Annotated in this window: 22 protein-coding genes; 17 read left to right on the plus strand and 5 right to left on the minus strand. The window is 72.0% G+C overall.

Translation table 11 applies throughout. The annotated features are described in order from the left end of the window. Nucleotides 1-19: 19 nt before the first annotated feature. Nucleotides 20-1375 carry an aspartate aminotransferase family protein gene (locus tag ACIRFH_RS31115; protein ID WP_403528095.1) on the minus strand — a complete coding sequence of 452 codons (1356 nt, stop codon included), beginning with the start codon at nucleotides 1373-1375 and terminating at the stop codon, nucleotides 20-22. A 187-nt stretch (nucleotides 1376-1562) separates the two neighbouring features. Here ACIRFH_RS31115 and ACIRFH_RS31120 point away from each other — a divergent pair, with 187 nt between their 5' ends. The 3 genes from ACIRFH_RS31120 (at nucleotide 1563) to ACIRFH_RS31130 (ending at nucleotide 4737) form a co-directional block, all read left to right on the plus strand. After that, entirely contained in the window at nucleotides 1563-2186 is a 624-nt protein-coding gene (locus ACIRFH_RS31120; RefSeq protein WP_403528098.1) for a type 1 glutamine amidotransferase family protein, read from the plus strand. Beyond that, entirely contained in the window at nucleotides 2183-2647 is a 465-nt protein-coding gene (locus ACIRFH_RS31125; protein ID WP_403528101.1) for a MarR family winged helix-turn-helix transcriptional regulator, read from the plus strand. The genes ACIRFH_RS31120 and ACIRFH_RS31125 overlap by 4 nt, the downstream gene beginning before the upstream one ends. A gap of 74 nt (nucleotides 2648-2721) precedes the next feature. Continuing rightward, nucleotides 2722-4737: a serine/threonine-protein kinase gene (locus ACIRFH_RS31130; protein WP_403528104.1), complete on the plus strand. Its 2016-nt coding sequence runs from the start codon at nucleotides 2722-2724 to the stop codon at nucleotides 4735-4737. A gap of 114 nt (nucleotides 4738-4851) precedes the next feature. Here ACIRFH_RS31130 and ACIRFH_RS31135 read toward each other — a convergent pair whose 3' ends face one another. Further along, complete coding sequence (locus tag ACIRFH_RS31135; protein ID WP_403528107.1) at nucleotides 4852-5610, minus strand: SLATT domain-containing protein; 759 nt, start codon at nucleotides 5608-5610, stop codon at nucleotides 4852-4854. Between the two features lie 274 nt (nucleotides 5611-5884). On the opposite strand from ACIRFH_RS31135, the gene ACIRFH_RS31140 reads away from it, so the two are divergent. From ACIRFH_RS31140 to ACIRFH_RS31150, 3 genes are read left to right on the plus strand one after another with little or no spacing between them, the layout of a single operon-like run. Continuing rightward, on the plus strand, nucleotides 5885-6229 hold the full coding sequence (locus tag ACIRFH_RS31140) for a YbaB/EbfC family nucleoid-associated protein (protein WP_403528110.1): 345 nt from the start codon (nucleotides 5885-5887) through the stop codon (nucleotides 6227-6229). A gap of 59 nt (nucleotides 6230-6288) precedes the next feature. Next, nucleotides 6289-6888, plus strand: coding sequence for a recombination mediator RecR (gene recR, locus ACIRFH_RS31145; protein WP_030183812.1), 600 nt, complete (start codon nucleotides 6289-6291; stop codon nucleotides 6886-6888). After that, entirely contained in the window at nucleotides 6881-7540 is a 660-nt protein-coding gene (locus tag ACIRFH_RS31150; protein WP_403528114.1) for a DUF5063 domain-containing protein, read from the plus strand. Before recR ends, ACIRFH_RS31150 begins: the two co-directional genes overlap by 8 nt. Here the strand turns inward: ACIRFH_RS31150 and ACIRFH_RS31155 are convergent. Together ACIRFH_RS31155 and ACIRFH_RS31160 are read right to left on the minus strand one after the other, a co-directional pair. After that, the gene (locus ACIRFH_RS31155; RefSeq protein ID WP_403528117.1) at nucleotides 7533-8135 is read right to left on the minus strand and encodes an ankyrin repeat domain-containing protein; all 603 of its coding nucleotides are present in this window, start codon (nucleotides 8133-8135) and stop codon (nucleotides 7533-7535) included. The two genes, ACIRFH_RS31150 and ACIRFH_RS31155, sit on opposite strands and share 8 nt — an antisense overlap. Before the next feature lie 7 nt (nucleotides 8136-8142). Next, a complete protein-coding gene (locus tag ACIRFH_RS31160; RefSeq protein WP_403528119.1) occupies nucleotides 8143-8532 on the minus strand; it encodes a hypothetical protein in 390 nt (129 codons plus the stop codon). A gap of 84 nt (nucleotides 8533-8616) precedes the next feature. On the opposite strand from ACIRFH_RS31160, the gene ACIRFH_RS31165 reads away from it, so the two are divergent. From ACIRFH_RS31165 to ACIRFH_RS31210, 10 genes are all read left to right on the plus strand, one after another. Continuing rightward, entirely contained in the window at nucleotides 8617-9429 is an 813-nt protein-coding gene (locus tag ACIRFH_RS31165; protein ID WP_403528122.1) for a helix-turn-helix domain-containing protein, read from the plus strand. Then, nucleotides 9422-9607, plus strand: a complete 186-nt coding sequence (locus ACIRFH_RS31170) for a DUF397 domain-containing protein (protein WP_403528125.1) — start codon at nucleotides 9422-9424, stop codon at nucleotides 9605-9607. Before ACIRFH_RS31165 ends, ACIRFH_RS31170 begins: the two co-directional genes overlap by 8 nt. A gap of 235 nt (nucleotides 9608-9842) precedes the next feature. Then, complete coding sequence (locus ACIRFH_RS31175) at nucleotides 9843-10952, plus strand: hypothetical protein (protein ID WP_403528128.1); 1110 nt, start codon at nucleotides 9843-9845, stop codon at nucleotides 10950-10952. 47 nt (nucleotides 10953-10999) lie between these two features. Beyond that, complete coding sequence (locus ACIRFH_RS31180; protein WP_403528131.1) at nucleotides 11000-11251, plus strand: hypothetical protein; 252 nt, start codon at nucleotides 11000-11002, stop codon at nucleotides 11249-11251. Next, nucleotides 11248-11637 carry a hypothetical protein gene (locus ACIRFH_RS31185; protein WP_403528134.1) on the plus strand — a complete coding sequence of 130 codons (390 nt, stop codon included), beginning with the start codon at nucleotides 11248-11250 and terminating at the stop codon, nucleotides 11635-11637. The genes ACIRFH_RS31180 and ACIRFH_RS31185 overlap by 4 nt, the downstream gene beginning before the upstream one ends. Nucleotides 11638-11696: 59 nt before the next feature. Further along, a complete protein-coding gene (locus tag ACIRFH_RS31190; RefSeq protein WP_403528137.1) occupies nucleotides 11697-12275 on the plus strand; it encodes a Uma2 family endonuclease in 579 nt (192 codons plus the stop codon). A 198-nt stretch (nucleotides 12276-12473) separates the two neighbouring features. After that, nucleotides 12474-13751: an aspartate kinase gene (locus ACIRFH_RS31195; protein WP_403528140.1), complete on the plus strand. Its 1278-nt coding sequence runs from the start codon at nucleotides 12474-12476 to the stop codon at nucleotides 13749-13751. Further along, a complete protein-coding gene (locus ACIRFH_RS31200; protein WP_403528143.1) occupies nucleotides 13751-14827 on the plus strand; it encodes an aspartate-semialdehyde dehydrogenase in 1077 nt (358 codons plus the stop codon). The genes ACIRFH_RS31195 and ACIRFH_RS31200 overlap by 1 nt, the downstream gene beginning before the upstream one ends. 471 nt (nucleotides 14828-15298) lie before the next feature. Beyond that, entirely contained in the window at nucleotides 15299-15874 is a 576-nt protein-coding gene (locus tag ACIRFH_RS31205) for a SigE family RNA polymerase sigma factor (protein ID WP_403528190.1), read from the plus strand. 98 nt (nucleotides 15875-15972) lie between these two features. After that, nucleotides 15973-17034 carry a hypothetical protein gene (locus ACIRFH_RS31210; RefSeq protein WP_403528146.1) on the plus strand — a complete coding sequence of 354 codons (1062 nt, stop codon included), beginning with the start codon at nucleotides 15973-15975 and terminating at the stop codon, nucleotides 17032-17034. Between the two features lie 43 nt (nucleotides 17035-17077). Here the strand turns inward: ACIRFH_RS31210 and ACIRFH_RS31215 are convergent, their stop codons facing one another. Then, nucleotides 17078-17908, minus strand: coding sequence for an SURF1 family protein (locus ACIRFH_RS31215; protein WP_403528149.1), 831 nt, complete (start codon nucleotides 17906-17908; stop codon nucleotides 17078-17080). A gap of 120 nt (nucleotides 17909-18028) precedes the next feature. On the opposite strand from ACIRFH_RS31215, the gene ACIRFH_RS31220 reads away from it, so the two are divergent. After that, nucleotides 18029-19885 (plus strand): S9 family peptidase, encoded by a 1857-nt coding sequence (locus ACIRFH_RS31220; RefSeq protein ID WP_403528151.1) that lies wholly within the window; start codon nucleotides 18029-18031, stop codon nucleotides 19883-19885. Nucleotides 19886-20116: the final 231 nt, after the last annotated feature.

A 20116-nucleotide genomic window follows, 5' to 3' on the forward strand; every position in this document is an offset into this window, starting at 1 on the left:
TCCGGTCGGCCGGCGGTTCCTACTCCGTGTACTCGTCCGCCACGGACAGTGCCGTGTCCAGCGCCGCGAAGCCCTCCTTGAGCTCGGCCTCGCTGACGGTGCACGGCGGCACCACGTGCGTCCGGTTCATGTTGACGAACGGCCACACGCCGTGGGCCTTGGCGGAGGCGGCGAACGCGGCCATCGGGGTGTTGTCCTGCCCGGTCGCGTTGTACGGCACCAGCGGTTCCCGGGTCTCCCGGTTCCTGACCAGCTCCAGCGCCCAGAACATGCCGGTGCCGCGCACCTCGCCGACGCTCGGGTGGCGCTCGGCCAGCTCCCGCAGCGCGGGACCGACGACCTCGGCGCCGAGCCGCGCCGCGTGCTCGACGACGCCCTCCTCGGCCATCACGTTGATCGTGGCGACGGCGGCGGCGCAGGCCAGCGGATGCCCGGAGTACGTCAGCCCGCCGGGGTAGGGCCGCTCGGCGAACGTCTCGGCGATCTTCGCGGAGATCGCGACGCCGCCCAGCGGGACGTAGCCCGAGTTCACGCCCTTGGCAAAGGTCATCAGGTCCGGCACGACGTCGTACAGGTCGGCCGCGAACCACGTGCCGGTCCGCCCGAACCCGGCCATGACCTCGTCCAGGACGAAGACGATCCCGTACTTGTCGCAGATCTCGCGGACCCCGGCCAGGTAACCGGGCGGTGGCGTCATGATCCCCGCCGTGCCCGGGATCGTCTCCAGGATGACCGCGGCGACGGTCCCCGGCCCCTCGAAGACGATCGTCGACTCCAGGTGCTCCAGCGCCCGCGCGCACTCCTGCTCCTCGGTCTCGGCGTAGAAGCGCGAGCGGTACAGGAAGGGCGCCCAGAAGCGCACGACGCCGGCCGTGCCGCTGTCCGAGGCCCAGCGGCGCGGGTCGCCGGTGATGTTGACCGCCTGCTGGGTGCCGCCGTGGTACGAGCGGTACGCCGACAGCACCTTCGGCCGCCCGGTGTGCAGCCGCGCCATGCGCACCGCGTGCTCGACGGCGTCGGCGCCGCCGTTGGTGAAGAAGATCTTGTCCAGGTCGCCGGGCGTCCGCTCGGCGATCAGCCGCGCCGCCTCCGAGCGCGCCTCGACGGCGAACGCGGGCGCGAACGTCGTCATCCTCGCGGCCTGCTCCTGGATCGCGGCGACGACCTTGGGGTGCTGGTAGCCGATGTTGGTGTAGACGAGTCCGCTGGCGAGGTCGAGGTAGCGCTTGCCGTCGTAGTCCCAGAAGTACGACCCTTCGGCGCCCGCGACGGCGAGCGGGTCGATGAGCTCCTGCGCGGACCAGGAGTGGAAGACGTGCGCGCGGTCCGCGGCCTTCACGGCGGCGCCGGCCTGGGGGTTGGGCTGAGGGGTCATGCGGCCGAGCGTAGGTGTCCGCGATGCGGAAAAGGAATCGGCGTCCTGTATGCGGTCGGGGGCTTTCCACGACAGGTTGTCGACGCGGTGGGGGCCGACGGGAACCGGCGGAGACCGGGAAGAGATTGACAGCATGCTGTCGAACTGACAGTCTTCTGTCATAGCCCCTTTGCTCCGAGGAGGAGTCATGACCGGCACCGCGAACGGCACCCGCAAGCCCGTCCACCTCGCCGTGTACGACACCCTCGCCGACTGGGAGACCGGCCACGCCACGGCCCACCTGGCCCGCGGCGGGTACGCCATCCGCACCGTCGGCCCCACCACCGACCCGGTCACGAGCATCGGCGGCCTGAGCGTCCGGCCCGACCTCGCCCTGGCCGGCCTGCGCCCCGAGGACAGCTCCCTGTTGATCCTGCCGGGCGCCGATCTGTGGGACACGAGTGACGACCTCGCCCCCTTCGCCCGCACCGCCCGCGCCTTCCTGGACGCCGACGTGCCCGTCGCCGCCATCTGCGGCGCCACCGCCGGTCTCGCCCGCGAGGGCCTGCTCGACGACCGCGCGCACACCAGCGCCGTCTCCTTCTACCTGGCGGCGACCGGCTACGCGGGCGGCGAGCGGTACGTCGAGACCGACGCGGTCACCGACGGCGGCCTGATCACCGCCGGCCCCACCGAGCCGGTCGCCTTCGCCCGCGAGGTCCTCGGCCTGCTCGGCGTGTACGAGGGCGAGGTGCTCGACGCCTGGTACCGGCTGTTCCACGACTCCGACCCCACCGCGTACGCCGTACTGGAGAAGGCGGGCGCCGCGTGAGCAGCCGGCGGCAGGACCTGTTCAGCCGCAGCGCGCTCGGCGTCTTCCGGCTCAACGGCCAGTTCCTCGCCGTCGCCGAGGAACTGGCCCGCCCCGCCGGACTCACCGCCGCCTGGTGGCAGGTGCTCGGCGCGGTGCTGCCCGAGCCGCTGCCCGTCTCCGGGATCGCGCGCGCCATGGGCATCACCCGGCAGAGCGTGCAGCGCATCGCCGACCTGCTGGTGGAGCGCGGCCTCGCCGAGTACCGGCCCAACCCGGCCCACCGCCGCGCCAAACTCCTCGCGCCGACCGACGCCGGCCGCGCCGCCGTCTCCCGCATCGACCCGGGGCACGCGGCCTTCGCGGACCGGCTGGCCGAGGCGTACGGGGGAGAGGCGGAACTGGCGGCGGCGGTCGAGGCCCTCGAACGCCTGTCGAAGGCGTTGGGCGAGCTGGAGGGTCCGCCTGTTACGGAACCGTAGACAACGCTGGGTCACCGGCCGAGCACCCCGCACTATCCTCGGAATGTTGCTCACGTGGGGGAAGGCGGCGCACCATGCAGAATCTCGGGGGCGGGGATCCGCAACGGATCGGCGCGTATCGACTGCTGGGGCGGCTCGGCGCCGGCGGCATGGGGCAGGTCTACCTCGCCCGGTCGGACCGGGGGCGCACCGTCGCCGTCAAGCTGGTGCGCGAGGAACTGGCCGCTCAGGAGGAGTTCCGCCGGCGGTTCCGCCAGGAGGTCGAGTCCGCGCGCCGGGTCGGCGGGTACTGGACGGCGCCCGTGCTGGACGCCGACACCGAGGCCGCCGTCCCGTGGGTCGCCACCGGGTACGTCGCCGGGCCCAGCCTCCAGCAGGTCGTCGGGCACGACCACGGGGCCCTCCCGGAACGCTCGGTACGGACCCTGGCGGCCGGGCTCGCGTACGCCCTCCAGGACATCCACGCCGCCGGGATCGTGCACCGCGACCTCAAGCCGTCCAACGTGCTCGTCACCATCGACGGCCCCCGCGTCATCGACTTCGGTATCGCGCGGGCCCTGGAGACCGTGACCGACGGCGGACTCACCCGTACCGGCGCGCTCGTCGGCTCGCCCGGCTTCATGGCGCCCGAGCAGGTGCGCGGTGACCGGATCACGCCCGCCTGCGACGTCTTCTGCCTCGGCTCGATCCTCGTCTACGCCGCCACGGGCGACCTGCCCTTCGGCACCGCGGGCAGCGGCGTGCACGCGCTGATGTTCCGCATCGCGCAGGAGGAACCCGACCTGGAGGGCGTGCCCGAGGGCATCGCCGACCTGGTCCGCGACTGCCTGAAGAAGGACCCGGCGGCCCGTCCCTCCCTCGCCGAGGTGCTGGAGCGCACGGGCGCGCAGGACACCGTCGCGGAGGGCCGCTCCAGGGACCCCTGGCTCCCCAGCGCCCTGGTGGCCCAGCTCGGCCGGCACGCGGTCCAGCTGCTGGACACGGAGGACCCGCAGGACACGGAGAACCCGCAGGACGCGGGGGCGCCGGGATCACCGGCACAGGGATCACCGGCACCGGGACCACCGGCACCGGGACCACCGGTTGCCGGGGGGTCCGCCGCAGCAGTGGCCTCCGCCGCCGGTTCCGGCCCCGGCCGTCCGGGACAGTCACCCGCGCCGCACCCCGGCGACCCGGAACCGGGCGCCGCCGTGCCCCCGGGGCCGCCGCCCCCGCGGCAGCCGGGCAACGGAGCGCCGACGAACCACCTCCCCACGCTGGTCGTGGGCGGCCAGGGCACTCCGACGCCGCCCCCGCTCCCGCCCACGAGCCCCGCGCCCGCGCACGGCCACCCGCGACAGCACCCCGCCGAGCCGATCGCGCACGGCTACGCCCCGGCACCGGCCTGGAACCAGCCACCCGGAGCGCAGGGGACCCCGCCGCAGTACCAGCCGTACGGCGGACTCGGCTCGACCCCGCCCTACGGCCCGCCGCCTTACGGCCCGCCGCCCCACGGGCCGGCCCGGGAACCGTCCCGGAAAGGCCGTTCCACCGCGCTGCTGGTCGCCGTCGCCCTGGTCGTCGCCCTCGGCGCCGGTGGCTCGGTCTACGCGCTGATGAGCGGCGGCAAGGACGACGACCGGGCGGGCGGCGATCCGACGACCGCCCCGACCGCCTCCGCGACCCCGGGCACCGGCACGTCCGGACCGGCCCCGGCGAACGGCACGCCGAGCGCGCCGGCCACCTCGCCCTCCCCGGAGGGCACGATCCCGGCCGCGTACCTGGGGACGTGGACCACGACCATCGACAACGCCTCCGGCGTGCACACCCGCCGGCTGACCGTCCGGCAGGGCGAGGTCGGTGACACGGTCATGTCCCTGGTCGCCGAGGGCCCCGCCGGCAACGGCACCTATCACTGCGTCTTCGAGGCCGACCTGACCGCCGCCCCGGGCACCGACGGCCCCCTGCGCCTGGGCCCCTCCACGGTGACGACGGGCCCGTCCTCGACCTGCACCCCGGGAGAACCCACCGAGGTCAGGTCCCTGCCGAACGGCACCCTCACCCGCACCAACACCACGACGGGAGAAACCCTGACCTACACCCGCGAGTAGCACCGAGCCGCCCCGCTGCGCCAGTACGGGGCCGCGCACCCCACCCCACGCACAACCGAACGCCGGCCCGCACACCCCGCCCTCACCGCACCGACCCCACAGACGCCCCGCGACTCACCTCGGCTCCGGCGGCCTCTGGCGGGGCATGTTCGGCCGAGCTCCGTTGGGTGCCACCGAGAACCTTCCCGGCGCCCCCGCCTCCACGTCCGGCCGCCCCAGCCCTCCGGCACCCCCCACCGACTGAAGCCCCAACGGCGCCGACCCGGTCCGGAAATCCACCATCCAGTCCGCCGTCTCCGCCCGCACCAGCTCCGTCATGTCCTCCGAGAACCGCCGCAGCACCCCCAGGCAGCGCTCGGCCGCCTCGCTCGCCGTCCCGTCCGCCGGTCCCAGCACCTCCCGGACACTCTCCGACGCCCAGTCGAACTGCAGCGCCTGCAGCCGCCGCTGCACCGCCTGTGCCGTCGCCACGTCCCGCATCCACCCGGAGGTCACCCGGAAGTACCGGTCCGCCGCCACGCACGCGGCCCCGAGCAGCAGCGCGAGGTACCCCCAGGGCGCGGCCCCGCCCGCGACCCCCGTCATGTCCAGCAGCGGCAGCACCGCCCCGGCGAGTGCCCCCACCGCGGCCCCGCCCCGCAGCAACCGCGCTCCCCGCCGCTTCCCCACCCGGTCCGCGAGATACCAGGCCGCCGTCTCCAGCGCGCCCCGCTCCACCCACCGGTACAGCTCGTCCAGTCGCTCGGCGGGCAGCGCCCAGTCGCCGAGCGGAAGCGCCCGTCCGGTCAGGTCGCCCGGAACGTGCCCGGCCGCCCCCTCGCCGCGCGGCCCGTCCTGCGGCAGCCCCTCGGGCTGCATCTCCGGCTGACCCACCCGGCACTCCCTACTGCTCACCGTCCGTGAAGACCTCGTGGCGCTCGTGCGACGCCCGAGGTGACGCGCCGGACTCTTCCTACCGCCCAATGGGTGGCGAAGAGGCGGTTTTGGCCACTTATCCGCCCGGAAGAGGGCCTTGATCAGGTATAGGGCGCACGCTCGAATCACTCGAAAGAGTGCTGGGGCGAGGGCCGCCCGGACCACGTAGGCTCGTGCCGAACGGGAAAAACCCGCCGCGACGGCGCGGCGACAGCGGTGACAGGAGCTGAACGTGATCCCCGGTGGTGGCCAGCCCAACATGCAGCAGCTGCTCCAGCAGGCCCAGAAGATGCAGCAGGACCTCGCGAAGGCGCAGGAGGAGCTGGCGCGGACGGAGGTCGACGGACAGGCGGGCGGCGGCCTGGTGAAGGCCACCGTCACGGGCTCCGGCGAGCTGCGCGGTCTCGTGATCGACCCGAAGGCGGTGGACCCGGAGGACACCGAGACCCTCGCCGACCTGATCGTCGCCGCCGTGCAGGCGGCCAACGAGAACGCGCAGAGCCTCCAGCAGCAGAAGCTCGGACCGCTCGCCCAGGGGCTGGGCGGCGGAAGCGGCATCCCCGGTCTGCCCTTCTGAGGCGGACCGAAGCCCTCTACCGTACGTAGTGAAGGAATCTCAGGAAGGACGGCAGTCCGTTGTACGAAGGCGTGGTCCAGGACCTCATCGACGAACTGGGGCGTCTGCCCGGCGTCGGTCCCAAGAGCGCGCAGCGGATCGCCTTCCACATCCTCCAGGCGGAGCCGACCGACGTGCGGCGTCTCGCCCAGGCCCTCATGGAAGTGAAGGCCAAGGTCCGCTTCTGCGCGACCTGCGGCAACGTCGCACAGGAGGAGCAGTGCACCATCTGCCGTGACGCGCGCCGTGATCCTTCCGTCATCTGTGTGGTGGAGGAACCGAAGGACGTCGTCGCCATCGAGCGCACCCGCGAGTTCCGCGGCCGGTACCACGTGCTCGGTGGCGCGATCAGTCCGATCGACGGAGTGGGCCCCGACGATCTCCGCATCCGTGAACTGCTCGCCCGTCTCGCGGACGGCACGGTCACGGAACTGATCCTGGCCACGGACCCGAATCTGGAGGGCGAGGCCACGGCCACGTATCTCGCCCGCATGATCAAGCCCATGGGCCTCAAGGTCACCCGCCTGGCCAGCGGCCTTCCGGTGGGCGGCGATCTGGAATACGCGGACGAGGTGACCCTCGGCCGTGCCTTCGAGGGGAGACGACTCCTAGATGTCTGACGCCACGCTGCACGCGACCCATCAGAACCCCGACGACTTCGCGGTCCAGATCGCCGACCAGATCGAGAGCTTCCTGGTCGCGGTCACGGAAGTGGCCAAGGGCGACGAACCGGATTCGGCCGTCCCCTTCCTCCTCCTCGAGGTCTCCCAGCTCATGCTGGCCGGCGGACGCCTGGGCGCCCACGAGGACATCGTCCCCGACGAGCGGTACGAGCCCGACCCGGGCCCGGAGCTGGACGTGGACGAGCTGCGCGAGAACCTCGCCCGCCTCCTGGAGCCGATCGACGTCTACTCCGAGGTCTTCGACCCCTACGAGCCGCGCAAGGCCCCGGTCCCGGCCCGTATCTCGGACGACCTCACCGACGTCATCACCGACCTGCGCCACGGCATGGCCCACTACAAGGCGGGCCGCACCACGGAGGCGCTGTGGTGGTGGCAGTTCTCCTACTTCTCCAACTGGGGCTCCACCGCCTCCGCGACCCTGCGCGCCCTCCAGTCGGTCGTCGCCCACGTCCGCCTGAACCAGCCCCTCGAGGAGCTGGACGGCCTCGACACCGACCAGGACCCCGGCGACGACGCCCTGGAGCGGGAGGCCGGCCGGGTCATGGTGCGGGAGATCGCGGGGCCCCTGGGCCTGCGCCAGGTCAAGTAACGGCGGCACCGGCAGCGCGCAGGGCCTGTGCGATCTGCTCGTAGCGAGGTCGTTTCTCCTCGTCCCGGCCCGCGTGCCGCTCCGCGCAGTCGCGAGCCGTGTCCGTCACCTCGGCGCCCCGGCCGAGCAGCTCCAGTACCGCCTCGACCTGTCCGAAGCACGCGGCCCATTCGAGAGCCGTCCGGTTCTTCATGGCCCGGTCCTCGATGTCCGCCCCGCGGTCCAGGAGCAGGGCGACGGTCTCGGCGTGGTTGGCGCCGGACGCCACCACCAGCGGCGTGTACGGAATCCTGTCCTGCGCTCCCACGGACACCCCGGCGTCGAGGAACGCCGCGACGGCGTCCGTGCTCCCGTACATCGCCGCGCAGGTGAGCGGGGTGAGGTCGTGATAGGGCCCGGCATGCGCCGCCGTGTCAGCGCCGGCCGCCAGCAGCGCCCGGACCACGGCGGCGTGGTTCTCCTGGGCCGCCAGGTCCAGCGCCGTCCGCGCTCCCTCTCCGAGGGCGTCCACCGCGACACCGGCGTCCAGCAGCCGGGTCACCAGCGCCAGGTCCCCGTCCTTCGCCGCCCGGGTCAGCTCGTACGATCTCTCCACCCGCACATCATTCCAGCGCGAGCCGCAGCTGGGCCGCGCACACGTACGGCGCGGTCGGCGTGGGCGCGCTGTACCAGCGCAGTGGCCAGGTGTTGCCCTCCAGGGCCGGGACGCCGACGTAGGTGACAGTACGGGGCCTGCCGCCCAACTGCTGTACCCCCAAGGGCCAGTCGTGCGCCGAGACCTCCCCGGGCGCCAGCAGGAAGTACACCCATCGCCCACCCCCCGTCTCGCACACGATCGGCCCCGCGTCGTCGTCCGTCGCCTCGACGAGCCAGTCGGCGACCAGCTCCCCGCGGATGCCGTCGACCCGTACGGCGTCGAAGTGCACGCCGGTCACGTGCAGTTGATGTCCGGCGGCCGGGACCCAGCCGGGGCGGTGAAGTGCGTTCGTCATGGTCACACGCTGACGCCGACGGGGCTACGCTCGGTAGCGACTGAGGTGATACACGCCGTGGTGTATCGGTCGGAGGTGCGTGCCGTGTCGGTCCAGTACAACTCCCAGCCGCCGGTTGCCTGGCGCTACAGCGGTAACCAGCTGAAACGCTGGCGCACCAAGGCCAATGTGAGCAGAGAGCAGCTCGCCGAAGCCGCCAGTTACTCGCCGGACACCATCAAGTCCATGGAACAGGGCGTCCGCATGCCGACGCCGCGAGTCCTGGACGTGGCGGATGAGCTGTGCCGCGCGGAAGGGCTGTTGAGCGCCGCGAAGGAGTACTTGCGGCGTGAGAAGTTCCCGGCGCGGGCTCAAGACTTCATGGAGCGGGAAAGAGAGGCGATCAGCCTCGGATGGTACGAAGTTGCCTTAGTCCCAGGGCTGTTGCAGACCGAGGGCTATGCGCGTGCACTGATCGAGAATAGGCACCCGCCACTGGAACAGGACACGGTGGAGGAACGCATCGCTGCGCGAATGGAGCGACAGGCCATTCTTACCGAGCGGAAACCTCCGGTGTCCTTGAGCTTCGTGCTGTACGAGGCCGCTCTGCGAAACCCCATGGTGGACGTCAAGCAACTGAGTCGATTGCTGGAGGCGTCGAAGCTCAGGAACGTCGTCTTGCAGGTGCTGCCGTTCGAGCGGGTCATCAGCGACGCGATCATGGGGCCGATGGTGCTCCTGGAATCCCGAGACCACGAGCGCTGCGCCTTCACGGAGGGCCCGTTCGCCAGTGAACTCTCGGCCGACCCGGGGGTTGTCAGCCGTGTGTCGGAGCGGCTTAGCATGATCCGCGCGCAGGCCCTCAGCCCTGCTGAGTCGGCTCGCTTCATCGAGGAGATGGTGGATCGTCGTGAGTGACCAGCTGACGTGGATCAAGTCCAGCTACAGCGACAACGAAGGCGGCGCCTGCGTCGAGGTAGCCCTCGCCCTCGCCATCCACATCCGTGATTCCAAGTCGGCCCCCGAGGGCCCCGAACTCCGCGTCTCCGCGCCCGCCTGGTCGGCCTTCATCGCCGCAGTTCGGCCCGGAGCTTGAGCCCCGGGACCCGAGCTCTTCCCCTGGGTTTTCTGGTCTGGTTGAAATACCCAACCAACCAAGTCTGAACGTGAATTGAGACGCCGTACCTCGTGCGGGTGACGTTCCGTGATCGGCTTGCGCCGCTGCGTAAAGCCGCTTTAGGTTCGCGGCAACCGACCAGACATGAGTCGGCCCCGGCGGTGCTGGCAACACCAACTCCGGGGCCTGACCAACGCATCGAAGGACAAGTTCGATGGTGGCTTACGCCAACCCTAGTCCCGCCCTGCCCTCCCCGTCCCACCCCATGGCCAATCCGGGCTACGGAAAGCGCCTCGCGGGCGACGAAGACCCGCACGCCGACCCGGACTTCGCACACCTGCTCCCGCGCGACGCCGAGGTCGCCGTCTTCATCGACCACCTCGACACCGGCCACACGATGGGCCACAAGGCGCTCGCGGCGGAGCACCCCCGCTACGGCCAGCAGGCGATGCGCAGCTCGCTCACCCGCATCACCGAGGCCGGCCACCTGCGCTGGATCAAGGAGCACATCACCGTCGAGGACAACACCATGCGGTGGGTCACGCGGACGTACTGGTCGCGTACCCGCAGGTCGGCGGAGTGGTGGGCGGAGTTCGCGCGGGAGCGGCACGGCAAGGACGTGACCCGGGACCACCAGCCGGGCCTGGCCCGGATCGAGGAGCTGGTGGCCGCCGTCGCCGTACCGGAAGCCTCCGAGCCCACCCCCGAGCCCGAGCCCGAGCCCGAGCCCGCTCCCGAACCCGGATCCGAGCCGGTCAGCGCCGCCTACCGCGCGCTCACCGCACTCCGCGCCGCCGACGCCCGCATGCCGCTCACCGAGGGCGACTGCCGTTCCCTCGCGCCTCTCGCCGAGGAATGGCTGTCCCGGGGCGCCACACCCGACGACATCACCCGAGCCCTGACCGAAGGGCTCCCGCCCACCGTCAGCAATCCGGGCGGACTCGCCCGCCGACGACTGGAGTCGAAGATGCCTCCGCAGCAGCGCGAGCCGCGCGCGAAAGTGACCCGCGTGATCATGGCCTGCGCCACCTGTGACCAGGACGAACGCACGGTGAAGATCGACCGCGGTATCTGCGAGGACTGCCGCCGGGAGAACGAGGCCAACCCGATGTCCGACGAGGACATCGTCAAGGGCTTCGAGGAGATCGCCCACCTGGGCACGGCGTCGGCGTACTTCCTGAAGAAGAAGCTGGAGCGCGCCACGGGTGGTCCCGTACCGGACACGTTCCGTCCGGTGCCCATCGAGGACCGCGTCTTCTACCACTACCGCGACAACCGCGACCGGATCGCGAACGGCCTCCCGCCGAGGCGCTGGAACCCGTAGAGCGTCCGGAATACATTCGTAATATGGCGGAGAAGGCGAAGTTCAGCGTGAGTATCGACGCAGAGCTCGGGACGGCGCTGCGGCAGTTCGCCGCCGCCGAGGACGAGCAGATCTCGGCAGTGATCAGCCGGGCACTGGAGCAGTACCTCGCCAACCGTCGCCTCCTCCGGGAGGGGATGCGTGCGATGGAGGAGCACTTCGACGAGTACGGGTGGCCCACCGCCGGCGAGGTGGCCGCAGCCGACGCGCGCATCGACGCCCTCTTCGGAGGAACGCCGGAGGAGCGGCGCAGCGCATGAGCCACATCATCTACGACACCGGTGCGCTGATCGCCGCCGCGAAGAACGACCCGGCCTTCCTGCACATGCACTACAGGGCGATGGGCAGGGGAACGACGCCCGTCGTTCCGGCCGGGGTTCTGGCGCAGGGCTGGGACTCGCGCCCCAGGGCGGCAGCCCTGCATCGCGTACTGCACGGCTGTGAGGTGCTGCCGTTCACCGAGGCCCTGGCGAAGGCGGCGGCCGTGCTATGCCGGGAGAACAAGACCTCCGACGTCATCGACGCGAGCGTCGTTCTCGCCTCCATCACCTACGACGAGGCCCCGATCCTCACCGACGACCTGGGCGACATCCGGGCTCTGGCCGACTGTGCGGGCCGGAAGCGTATTCACGTGGAGCGCCCGTGAGAAGTACTGAGGTGCAGGAGGCGCTGGCCGGGGCACCATGGTGTCGAGGAGGCGACGCCATGATCCCCAGGACCGAGCACCAGCCACTGATGTCCGTCGAGGAGTTCGAGGAGCTCGATCGCCGTGCCCCCGAGCTGGTGCGGCTGGAGTTCATCAGGGGAAAGGTCGTGGTCAAGCCCATGCCGGACGGCAACCACAGCGAGATCGTCGCCTGGCTGCAAAGGCTCTGTATGCAGCACCGCCCCGATCTGTGGCTGCACGCGGAGCGGGGTCTCATGACGGAGGGCTACCGCAAGGGCCGGGCGCGAGCGGACGGGGTGCTGGTTCCCCGCGGCGCTTTCAAGGGGCACGGCGAGTGGTCAGCGCCCGACGGCGCTCTGATGGCTGTGGAAGTCACCTCATGGGACTCCGATGCCGCGCAGCGGGACCGCGTGGACAAACCCGATGGGTATGCGGCTGCCGGGATTCCGGTCTACCTCCTCATCGACCGGGACAACTGCTCCGTCGTGGTGTTCGACCAGCCGGACAACGGCCACTACCAGCACGAGGAGAAGCTGCCCTTCGGAGCGACCGTCCAGCTCCCCGCCCCCGTCGACATCACCCTCGACACCGCCCCTCTCAAAGAGCTGGCCGACTGAGCCGCCCCGCTTGTGAACGTGTGACTCGCGGCACTTTCCCGAGTGGCCCGCCTCCCCCTGGGCATGAGCCTGCCTGGACGGGCCCCGAAGTCTCACCATGCGGTACCGCAGGGGGGAATTTCGGACGCTCGATAGAATGAGCCGACCGCAGTACAGGTACGTACGTGCGGAAAATGACGGATTGAGCGAGGAGCGCACGTGGGCCTTGTCGTGCAGAAGTACGGAGGCTCCTCCGTAGCCGATGCCGAGGGCATCAAGCGCGTCGCCAAGCGGATCGTGGAAGCGAAGCAGAACGGCAACCAGGTGGTCGCCGTAGTTTCCGCGATGGGCGACACGACGGACGAGCTGATCGATCTCGCCGAGCAGGTTTCCCCGATGCCTGCCGGGCGCGAGCTCGACATGCTGCTGACCGCCGGAGAGCGGATCTCCATGGCCCTGCTGGCCATGGCGATCAAGAACCTGGGCCACGAGGCGCAGTCGTTCACCGGGAGCCAGGCAGGTGTCATCACCGACTCGGTCCACAACAAAGCCCGGATCATCGATGTCACGCCGGGCCGCATCCGCACCTCGGTGGACGAGGGCAACATCGCCATCGTGGCCGGCTTCCAGGGCGTCAGCCAGGACAGCAAGGACATCACCACGCTGGGCCGCGGCGGTTCCGACACCACGGCCGTCGCCCTCGCCGCCGCGCTCGACGCGGACGTCTGCGAGATCTACACCGACGTCGACGGCGTGTTCACCGCCGACCCGCGCGTGGTGAAGAAGGCGAAGAAGATCGACTGGATCTCCTTCGAGGACATGCTGGAGCTCGCCGCCTCCGGTTCCAAGGTGCTCCTCCACCGCTGCGTGGAGTACGCCCGCCGGTACGACATCCCGATCCACGTCCGGTCCAGCTTCAGCGGACTGCAGGGCACGTGGGTCAGCAGCGAGCCGATCAAGCAAGGGGAAAAGCAGGTGGAGCAGGCCCTCATCTCCGGAGTCGCGCACGACACGTCGGAGGCCAAGATCACGGTCGTCGGTGTGCCGGACAAGCCGGGCGAGGCGGCCGCGATCTTCCGGACGATCGCCGACGCCCAGGTCAACATCGACATGGTCGTGCAGAACGTGTCCGCCGCCTCCACTGGTCTGACGGACATCTCCTTCACCCTGCCGAAGTCCGAGGGCCGCAAGGCCATCGACGCGCTGGAGAAGAACCGCTCCGGCATCGGCTTCGACTCGCTGCGCTACGACGACCAGATCGGGAAGATCTCGCTGGTGGGCGCCGGGATGAAGACCAACCCCGGGGTCACCGCCGATTTCTTCACCGCGCTGTCCGACGCGGGCGTGAACATCGAGCTGATCTCGACCTCCGAGATCCGCATCTCGGTCGTCACCCGCAAGGACGACGTGAACGAGGCCGTGCGCGCCGTGCACACCGCCTTCGGCCTGGACTCCGACAGCGACGAGGCCGTCGTCTACGGGGGCACCGGGCGCTGATGTCCGACTTCCCGGGCGCCGGGCGCACCGGACGGCCGACCCTGGCCGTCGTCGGGGCGACCGGCGCCGTCGGTTCGGTGATGCTCCAGATCCTGTCCCAGCACGCGGACATCTGGGGGGACATCCGTCTGATCGCCTCGCCCCGCTCGGCCGGCCGCAAGCTGGCCGTGCGCGGCGAGGAGGTCGAGGTGGTCGCGCTCACCGAGGAGGCCTTCGACGGGGTCGACGTCGCCATGTTCGACGTACCCGACGAGGTGGCCGCCCGGTGGGCGCCGGTCGCCGCCGCCAAGGGCGTGGTGGTGGTCGACAACTCGGGCGCGTTCCGGATGGACCCGGAGGTGCCGCTCGTCGTGCCCGAGGTCAATCCGCACGCGGTGCGGATGCGGCCGCGCGGCATCATCGCCAACCCCAACTGCACGACGCTGTCCATGATCGTGGCGCTGGGCGCGCTGCACGCCGAGTTCGGGCTGCGCGAGCTGGTCGTCTCCTCGTACCAGGCGGTGAGCGGGGCCGGGCGGGACGGCGTGGACACCCTGCGCCGGCAGCTGTCTCTGGTGGCCGGCACCGAGCTGGGGACCAGCCCCGGTGACGTGCGGCGGGCCGTCGGCGACGACACCGGGCCGTTCCCGGAGCCGGTCGCGCTGAACGTCGTGCCGTGGGCGGGTTCGCTGCGCGAGGACGGCTGGTCGTCGGAGGAGATGAAGGTGCGGGACGAGTCCCGCAAGATCCTCGGGCTGCCGCGGCTGCCGGTGGCGGTGACGTGCGTACGGGTCCCCGTGGTCACCACGCACTCCCTGACCGTGCACGCCCGCTTCGAGGGCGAGGTCACCGTCGACAGGGCGCGGGAGATCCTGGCCACCGCGCCCGGCGTGGTCCTCTTCGACGACCCGGCCGCCGGTGAGTTCCCCACCCCCGCCGACGTGGTCGGCACCGACCCGACCTGGGTCGGCCGGGTACGGCGGGCACTGGACGACCCGACGGCGCTCGAACTCTTCGTGTGCGGGGACAACCTGCGCAAGGGCGCCGCGTTGAACACCGCTCAGATCGCGGAGCTGGTGGCGGCCGAGTTCGGCTGAACCCGGCGGCGGGGCGCGAAGCCCCGGCCGCCGTGGACGTCGTTCGCAGGATCCGTGCACGAGATGTGATCCGGAAGTCGGTCCGGACCACTTGTAACCGACACCTGCGGCATCAGAGGATTTGCTCCCCGCCCTCCGCAACCGTGCGAAGGGCGGGGAGCGTCTTTGCGGTCACCCATCTCGGGGCGTGGGGCGCGTGGATCGGCGCGGGGACGCCGAGAGCGGGCGTGGGGACGCTCGTTCACATGGGACATAGGGGAAGAGCGCGACGATGAGGGCCTATGACGCACCGTCAGCCGGGTGGCTGCCCGGAAGACACGGGAACATGACGCCCGGCACGTACAACCCTCATGGGGCCGGGCGTGTCCAACTGGCGTGGCAGAGGTACTCGAATTCACCGCAGCGCGTGGCCCCGCCGTGCGGGCTCCCGCCCGGCCCGCCCGTCCCCGTGCGGCCGGCGCGGCCGGTGGCATGCCGGTGATCGCGCCGATGCCCGCAGCGCGGCCGGCCCGCATGTCGAACCAGCGTGACGGCACCGAGGACGTCGTGGCGGCGGGGACCACCGTCGACCACCTCACCCAGACCTACCGCGCCCACTACCGGTCGCTGCTCGGTCTCGCGGCCCTCCTCCTCGACGACACGGCCTCCTGCGAGGACGTCGTCCAGGAGGCCTTCATCCGCGTCCACTCGGCGCGCAAACGCGTGCGCGACCCCGAGAAGACGCTGGCCTACCTGCGGCAGACCGTCGTCAACCTCTCGCGCTCGGCACTGCGCCGCCGCATCCTCGGTCTCAAGCTGCTCTCCAAGCCCATGCCGGACATGGCGAGCGCGGAGGAGGGCGCCTACGACCAGCTGGAGCGCGACTCCCTGATCAAGGCGATGAAGGGACTGCAGCGCCGCCAGCGCGAGGTCCTGGTCCTGCGCTACTTCGCCGACATGACCGAGGCGCAGGTCGCCGAGACGCTCGGCATATCGCTGGGCTCGGTGAAGGCGTACGGATCACGCGGCATCGCGGCGCTCAGGGTGGCCATGGAGGCGCCGGCATGAGCGACGGCAACGAGGCACGGCGTGACGCCCACGGGGGTCACGAACCGGCCGGGCCGACCGGGCAAGAGCCGAAGCAGACGCACGCTGGGAACGGAACTGTGAACCACGGCCCCGCCGCCAAGGGCCCCGACACTCAGGGACCCGCCGGGCTCGCCCCCGACGAACTGGCGCTGCGCAGGATGCTGCACAGCGCCGTGCAGGACGTCGAGCCGAGCGACGGCACCCTGGAGCACCTCCGCCGGGCGGTACCGGCCCGGCGGGCCCGCAAACGGCAGGCGGCCGTCGGCATGGTCGCCGCCGCCCTGTTCATCGGCACGGCGGTCCCCGCCCTCGTCCACGTGTCGGGCACCACCGGCCCCGGCGCCGACCCGTCCGTGGCCGGCAACGCCTCGCAGGCGCAGGGCGGCACCAGCCAGGGCAGGGACCCGGCCGCCGGACAGGGCGGTGACACCGGTTCCGCCGGGAAGACCGAGGACGAGGAGAAGTCCGAGCCGACCCGGCAGCCGACGGACAAGGAGACCGGCGGCTCCGCCGCGGGGACGGCCACCGGCGCCGGGCCCTCCGCCAGCAGCCCCGCTGACCTCCCGCCGTGCACGGCGCAGCAACTCGGCCCGGCCGTCGCGAGCAGCGCGGCCCCCGACTCCGCGGGCGCCGTCTACGGTTCCTTCCGCGTCACCAACGTCTCCTCGGACAGCTGTACCGTCGCCGGTCCCGGCAGCGTGGCCGCCACCCCCCAGGGCGCGGCGGACCCGGCCAGGATCGGCACCGCGCGGCACGCGGCGGGCGATGCCGCGGCCGCACTGCCCGACCCGTCGCTGGAGTCCGTCTCGCTGACGCTGGCCTCCGGCGCCTCCTACGAGGTGAGGTTCGCCTGGGTGCCCTCGGAGACCTGCCCGACCACCGGCGGCGGCACCACGGGCGGCGGCACCGGCGATCCGTCGCCGGACCCGTCGCCCACCGGGGAACCGGACGCCACCACCGGCACCTCCACGGGCGGCGACACCGGCACCACGACGCAGCTGGTCACCGAGGGGGGCCAGGCCGACGGGAGCGTGACGGTCTCGTACACCCCCGAGGGAGGCTCGGGGCCGGCCGCGGTCACGGTGCCGGGCGCGTGCGCGGGGACCGTGTACTGGACGGGAGTGCTGGCCGGGACGTGACCGGCGGCGGCCGGCGCTCGGGCGGCGCCGGGCGCGTCCGTGCTCAGACGCCGGACGGGCTGGGGCGGGACTCCTGCCCCGCGTCGGCGCCGGCGGCGGCCTCGCCCTCGTTCCCCTCCGGGGCCAGGCCCAGCTCCGTGTCCCGGGCCAGCTCGGCCTCCCGGCGCAGCAGCCGGAACCACATGAAGACGACGAAGCCCACGAAGGCGAACCACTCGGCGGTGTAGCCGAGGTTCTGGAAGGCCTTCAGGTCCAGGCCGGAGTTCTGCGGCGCGCTCACCGGCACGGCCCGCATCCCGGAGTCGCCCTTGTTCAGCGTGACCCAGGCGTCGTACACGTCGTACGGCACGAGGTTCACCAGCGTCGCCGCGCTGATGGCGCCGGTCTGGCCCTTCGGCCACCCGGAGCGGGAGCTGACGCCGTTGTCGCCGGGCGTCTCGGACGCCTGCAGCGCACCGGTGACGGTGACCTCGCCGGCGGGCGGGGCCGGGGCCTTCGCCGGGTCGGGGGCGCCGGGCAGCCAGCCCCGTACGACGGGCAGTGCCCGGCCGGTGTCGGTGCGCAGCAGCGTGAGGACGTAGTACCCCTGCCGGTCGTCCAGTTTCCGGTCCGGCACGAGCAGCTGCTCGGCGTACCGGCCGCTCACGGTGGCCTGCTTGCCGACCGTCGCCTTGTCGACGGGCAGCAGTTCGCCCAGCGGGCGGGCCGGTTCGTGCCGGGCCGTCTCCGCCTGGGTGGTGGCGCGGTGGTGGTCCTGCACCCGGTCCTCGAACCGGCCCAGCTGCCAGGACCCCATGAAGATGCAGAAGGGGATGGCGAGCACGACGAAGACGTTGATTCCCCACCAGCGGGGGGTCAGCAGAAACCGGTACACGCCCTCCACGGTACGGGGCACGCGCCGGTGTCCGGCCCGCGGGGCTGTGGATGAGTGGGGTTGTCCACAGGCTGGGGACGCGGTCTGCGCGTTGGCGGTGCGGCGGGGCACTATGGGGCCATGACTGAGAGCAACGGGTCCGTCTCACCGGATCAGCAGGGCGTGCGGGACGCGCGGGACGGCGCGCGGGGACAGGGCGAGGGGATGCCTGACTGGGAGAAGCGGTTCCGAGCGCCGCGGGTCTCGCTGCCCGACTGGGCCGAGGACGCGCCGGACCGCTCCCTGTTCGTGTCGAACGCGACGGGGACGTACGAGCTGTACGCCTGGGACCGCTCGACCGGCGAGCAGCGGCAGGTCACGGACCGGCCCAACGGCACGACGGACGGCGTGCTCTCCCCGGACGGCGCGTGGATCTGGTGGTTCGACGACAAGGACGGCGACGAGTTCGGCGTCTGGCGCCGCCAGTCCTTCGCGGGCGGCGAGGACGAGCTCGCGGTGCCGGGCCTGGACCCCTCCTATCCGGCGGGCCTCGCCCTCGGCCGGGACGGGCGGACGGCGGTGATCGGCCGCTCGACCGACGAGGACGGCACGACGATCCACCTCGCGCACGCGGGCGACGCCCCGGTGGAGATCTACCGCCACCGCGAGTCGGCGGGCGTCGGGGACCTCTCCCACGACGGCACGCTGATCGCGATCGAGCACACCGAGCACGGGGACGCCATGCACTCGGCGCTGCGCGTCCTGCGCCCCGACGGCACGACGGTCGCCGAGCTCGACGACACCGAGGGCGGCGAGAAGGAGCTGGGCCTGGAGGTGCTGGGCTTCGCCCCCGTCGACGGCGACACCCGTCTGCTCATCGGGCACCAGCGCCGGGGCCGCTGGGAGCCCCTGGTGTGGGACGTGGCCACGGGCGAGCAGACGGACCTCGCCCTGGAGCTGCCCGGCGACGTGAGCGCCGAGTGGTACCCGGACGGCAGCGGCCTGCTGATCGTGCACGGCTTCGAGGCCCGCAGCGAACTGTTCCGCTACGACTTCGCCGAGCGCGAACTGGTGGAGATCGAGACCCCCGCGGGCACCGTCTCCGGGGCGACGGCCCGCCCCGACGGCACCGTGGAGTACCTGTGGTCCTCGGCCGCCGAGCCGTCGGCCGTCCGCTCCACCGGTGGGCGGGTCGTCCTCGACCCGCCCGGCATGAAGTCGCCCCGCTCGGTCCCGGTGGAGGACGTGTGGGTGGAGGGCCCGGGAGGCCGCATCCACGCCCTGGTCCAGAAGCCGGCGGGCGCGACCGGACCGCTGCCGACCGTCTTCGACATCCACGGCGGACCGACCTGGCACGACAGCGACTCCTTCGCCGCGGGCCCGGCCGCCTGGGTCGACCACGGGTACGCGGTGGTCCGCGTCAACTACCGGGGCTCCACCGGATACGGCCGGGCCTGGACCGACGCCCTCAAGCACCGGGTCGGTCTCATCGAGCTGGAGGACATCGCGGCGGTGCGCGAGTGGGCGGTCGCCTCCGGGCTCGCCGACCCGGCCCGCCTGGTCCTCACCGGCGGCTCCTGGGGCGGCTACCTCACCCTCCTCGGCCTCGGCACCCAGCCCGAGGCGTGGACCCTCGGCATCGCCGCCGTCCCGGTCGCCGACTACGTCACCGCGTACCACGACGAGATGGAGGCGCTGAAGGCCCTCGACCGCACGCTGCTCGGCGGCACCCCCGAGGAGGTCCCCGACCGCTTCGAGGCGTCCTCGCCCCTGACCTACGTCGACCGGGTCAAGGCACCGGTGTACATCTCGGCGGGGGTCAACGACCCGCGCTGCCCGATCCGCCAGATCGAGAACTACGTCAAGCGCCTGGAGGCGAGGGGCGCGGTCCACGAGGTCTACCGCTACGACGCGGGCCACGGCTCCCTGGTGGTCGACGAACGCATCAAGCAGGTCCGCCTGGAACTGGACTTCGCGGCGAGGCACCTGCCCGCCTAGTGCCGCGGCAGGCGGCGTTCGCCCCGTCGCGGCGTCCGGCACGCTCCCCCGGAGGGGGTGCCCCCACTTGCCGCACCGGCCGGAAGCCCGAGTACGTCCAGTACGAGGGCTTCCGGCCGGCACTCCCCCCAGCCTCCGGCCGGCACTCCCCCCAGCCTCCGGCCGGCACTCCCCCCAGCCTCCGGCCGGCACTCCCCCCAGCCTCCGGCCGGCACTCCCCCCAGCCTCCGG

This window comes from Streptomyces sp. NPDC093586 (assembly GCF_044764905.1).
Classification (GTDB): domain Bacteria; phylum Actinomycetota; class Actinomycetes; order Streptomycetales; family Streptomycetaceae; genus Streptomyces.

Bases quoted from the DNA above. Each gene is read 5' to 3' on its own strand.
- ACIRFH_RS31185 (WP_403528134.1), top strand. From the start codon at position 11,248: ATGAGCCACATCATCTACGACACCGGTGCGCTGATCGCCGCCGCGAAG.
- ACIRFH_RS31190 (WP_403528137.1), top strand. From the start codon at position 11,697: ATGATCCCCAGGACCGAGCACCAGCCACTGATGTCCGTCGAGGAGTTC.
- ACIRFH_RS31220 (WP_403528151.1), top strand. From the start codon at position 18,029: ATGACTGAGAGCAACGGGTCCGTCTCACCGGATCAGCAGGGCGTGCGG.
- ACIRFH_RS31205 (WP_403528190.1), top strand. From the start codon at position 15,299: ATGCCGGTGATCGCGCCGATGCCCGCAGCGCGGCCGGCCCGCATGTCG.
- ACIRFH_RS31150 (WP_403528114.1), top strand. From the start codon at position 6,881: ATGTCTGACGCCACGCTGCACGCGACCCATCAGAACCCCGACGACTTC.
- ACIRFH_RS31115 (WP_403528095.1), bottom strand. From the start codon at position 1,375: ATGACCCCTCAGCCCAACCCCCAGGCCGGCGCCGCCGTGAAGGCCGCG.
- ACIRFH_RS31200 (WP_403528143.1), top strand. From the start codon at position 13,751: ATGTCCGACTTCCCGGGCGCCGGGCGCACCGGACGGCCGACCCTGGCC.
- ACIRFH_RS31175 (WP_403528128.1), top strand. From the start codon at position 9,843: ATGGTGGCTTACGCCAACCCTAGTCCCGCCCTGCCCTCCCCGTCCCAC.
- ACIRFH_RS31160 (WP_403528119.1), bottom strand. From the start codon at position 8,532: ATGACGAACGCACTTCACCGCCCCGGCTGGGTCCCGGCCGCCGGACAT.
- ACIRFH_RS31120 (WP_403528098.1), top strand. From the start codon at position 1,563: ATGACCGGCACCGCGAACGGCACCCGCAAGCCCGTCCACCTCGCCGTG.
- ACIRFH_RS31130 (WP_403528104.1), top strand. From the start codon at position 2,722: ATGCAGAATCTCGGGGGCGGGGATCCGCAACGGATCGGCGCGTATCGA.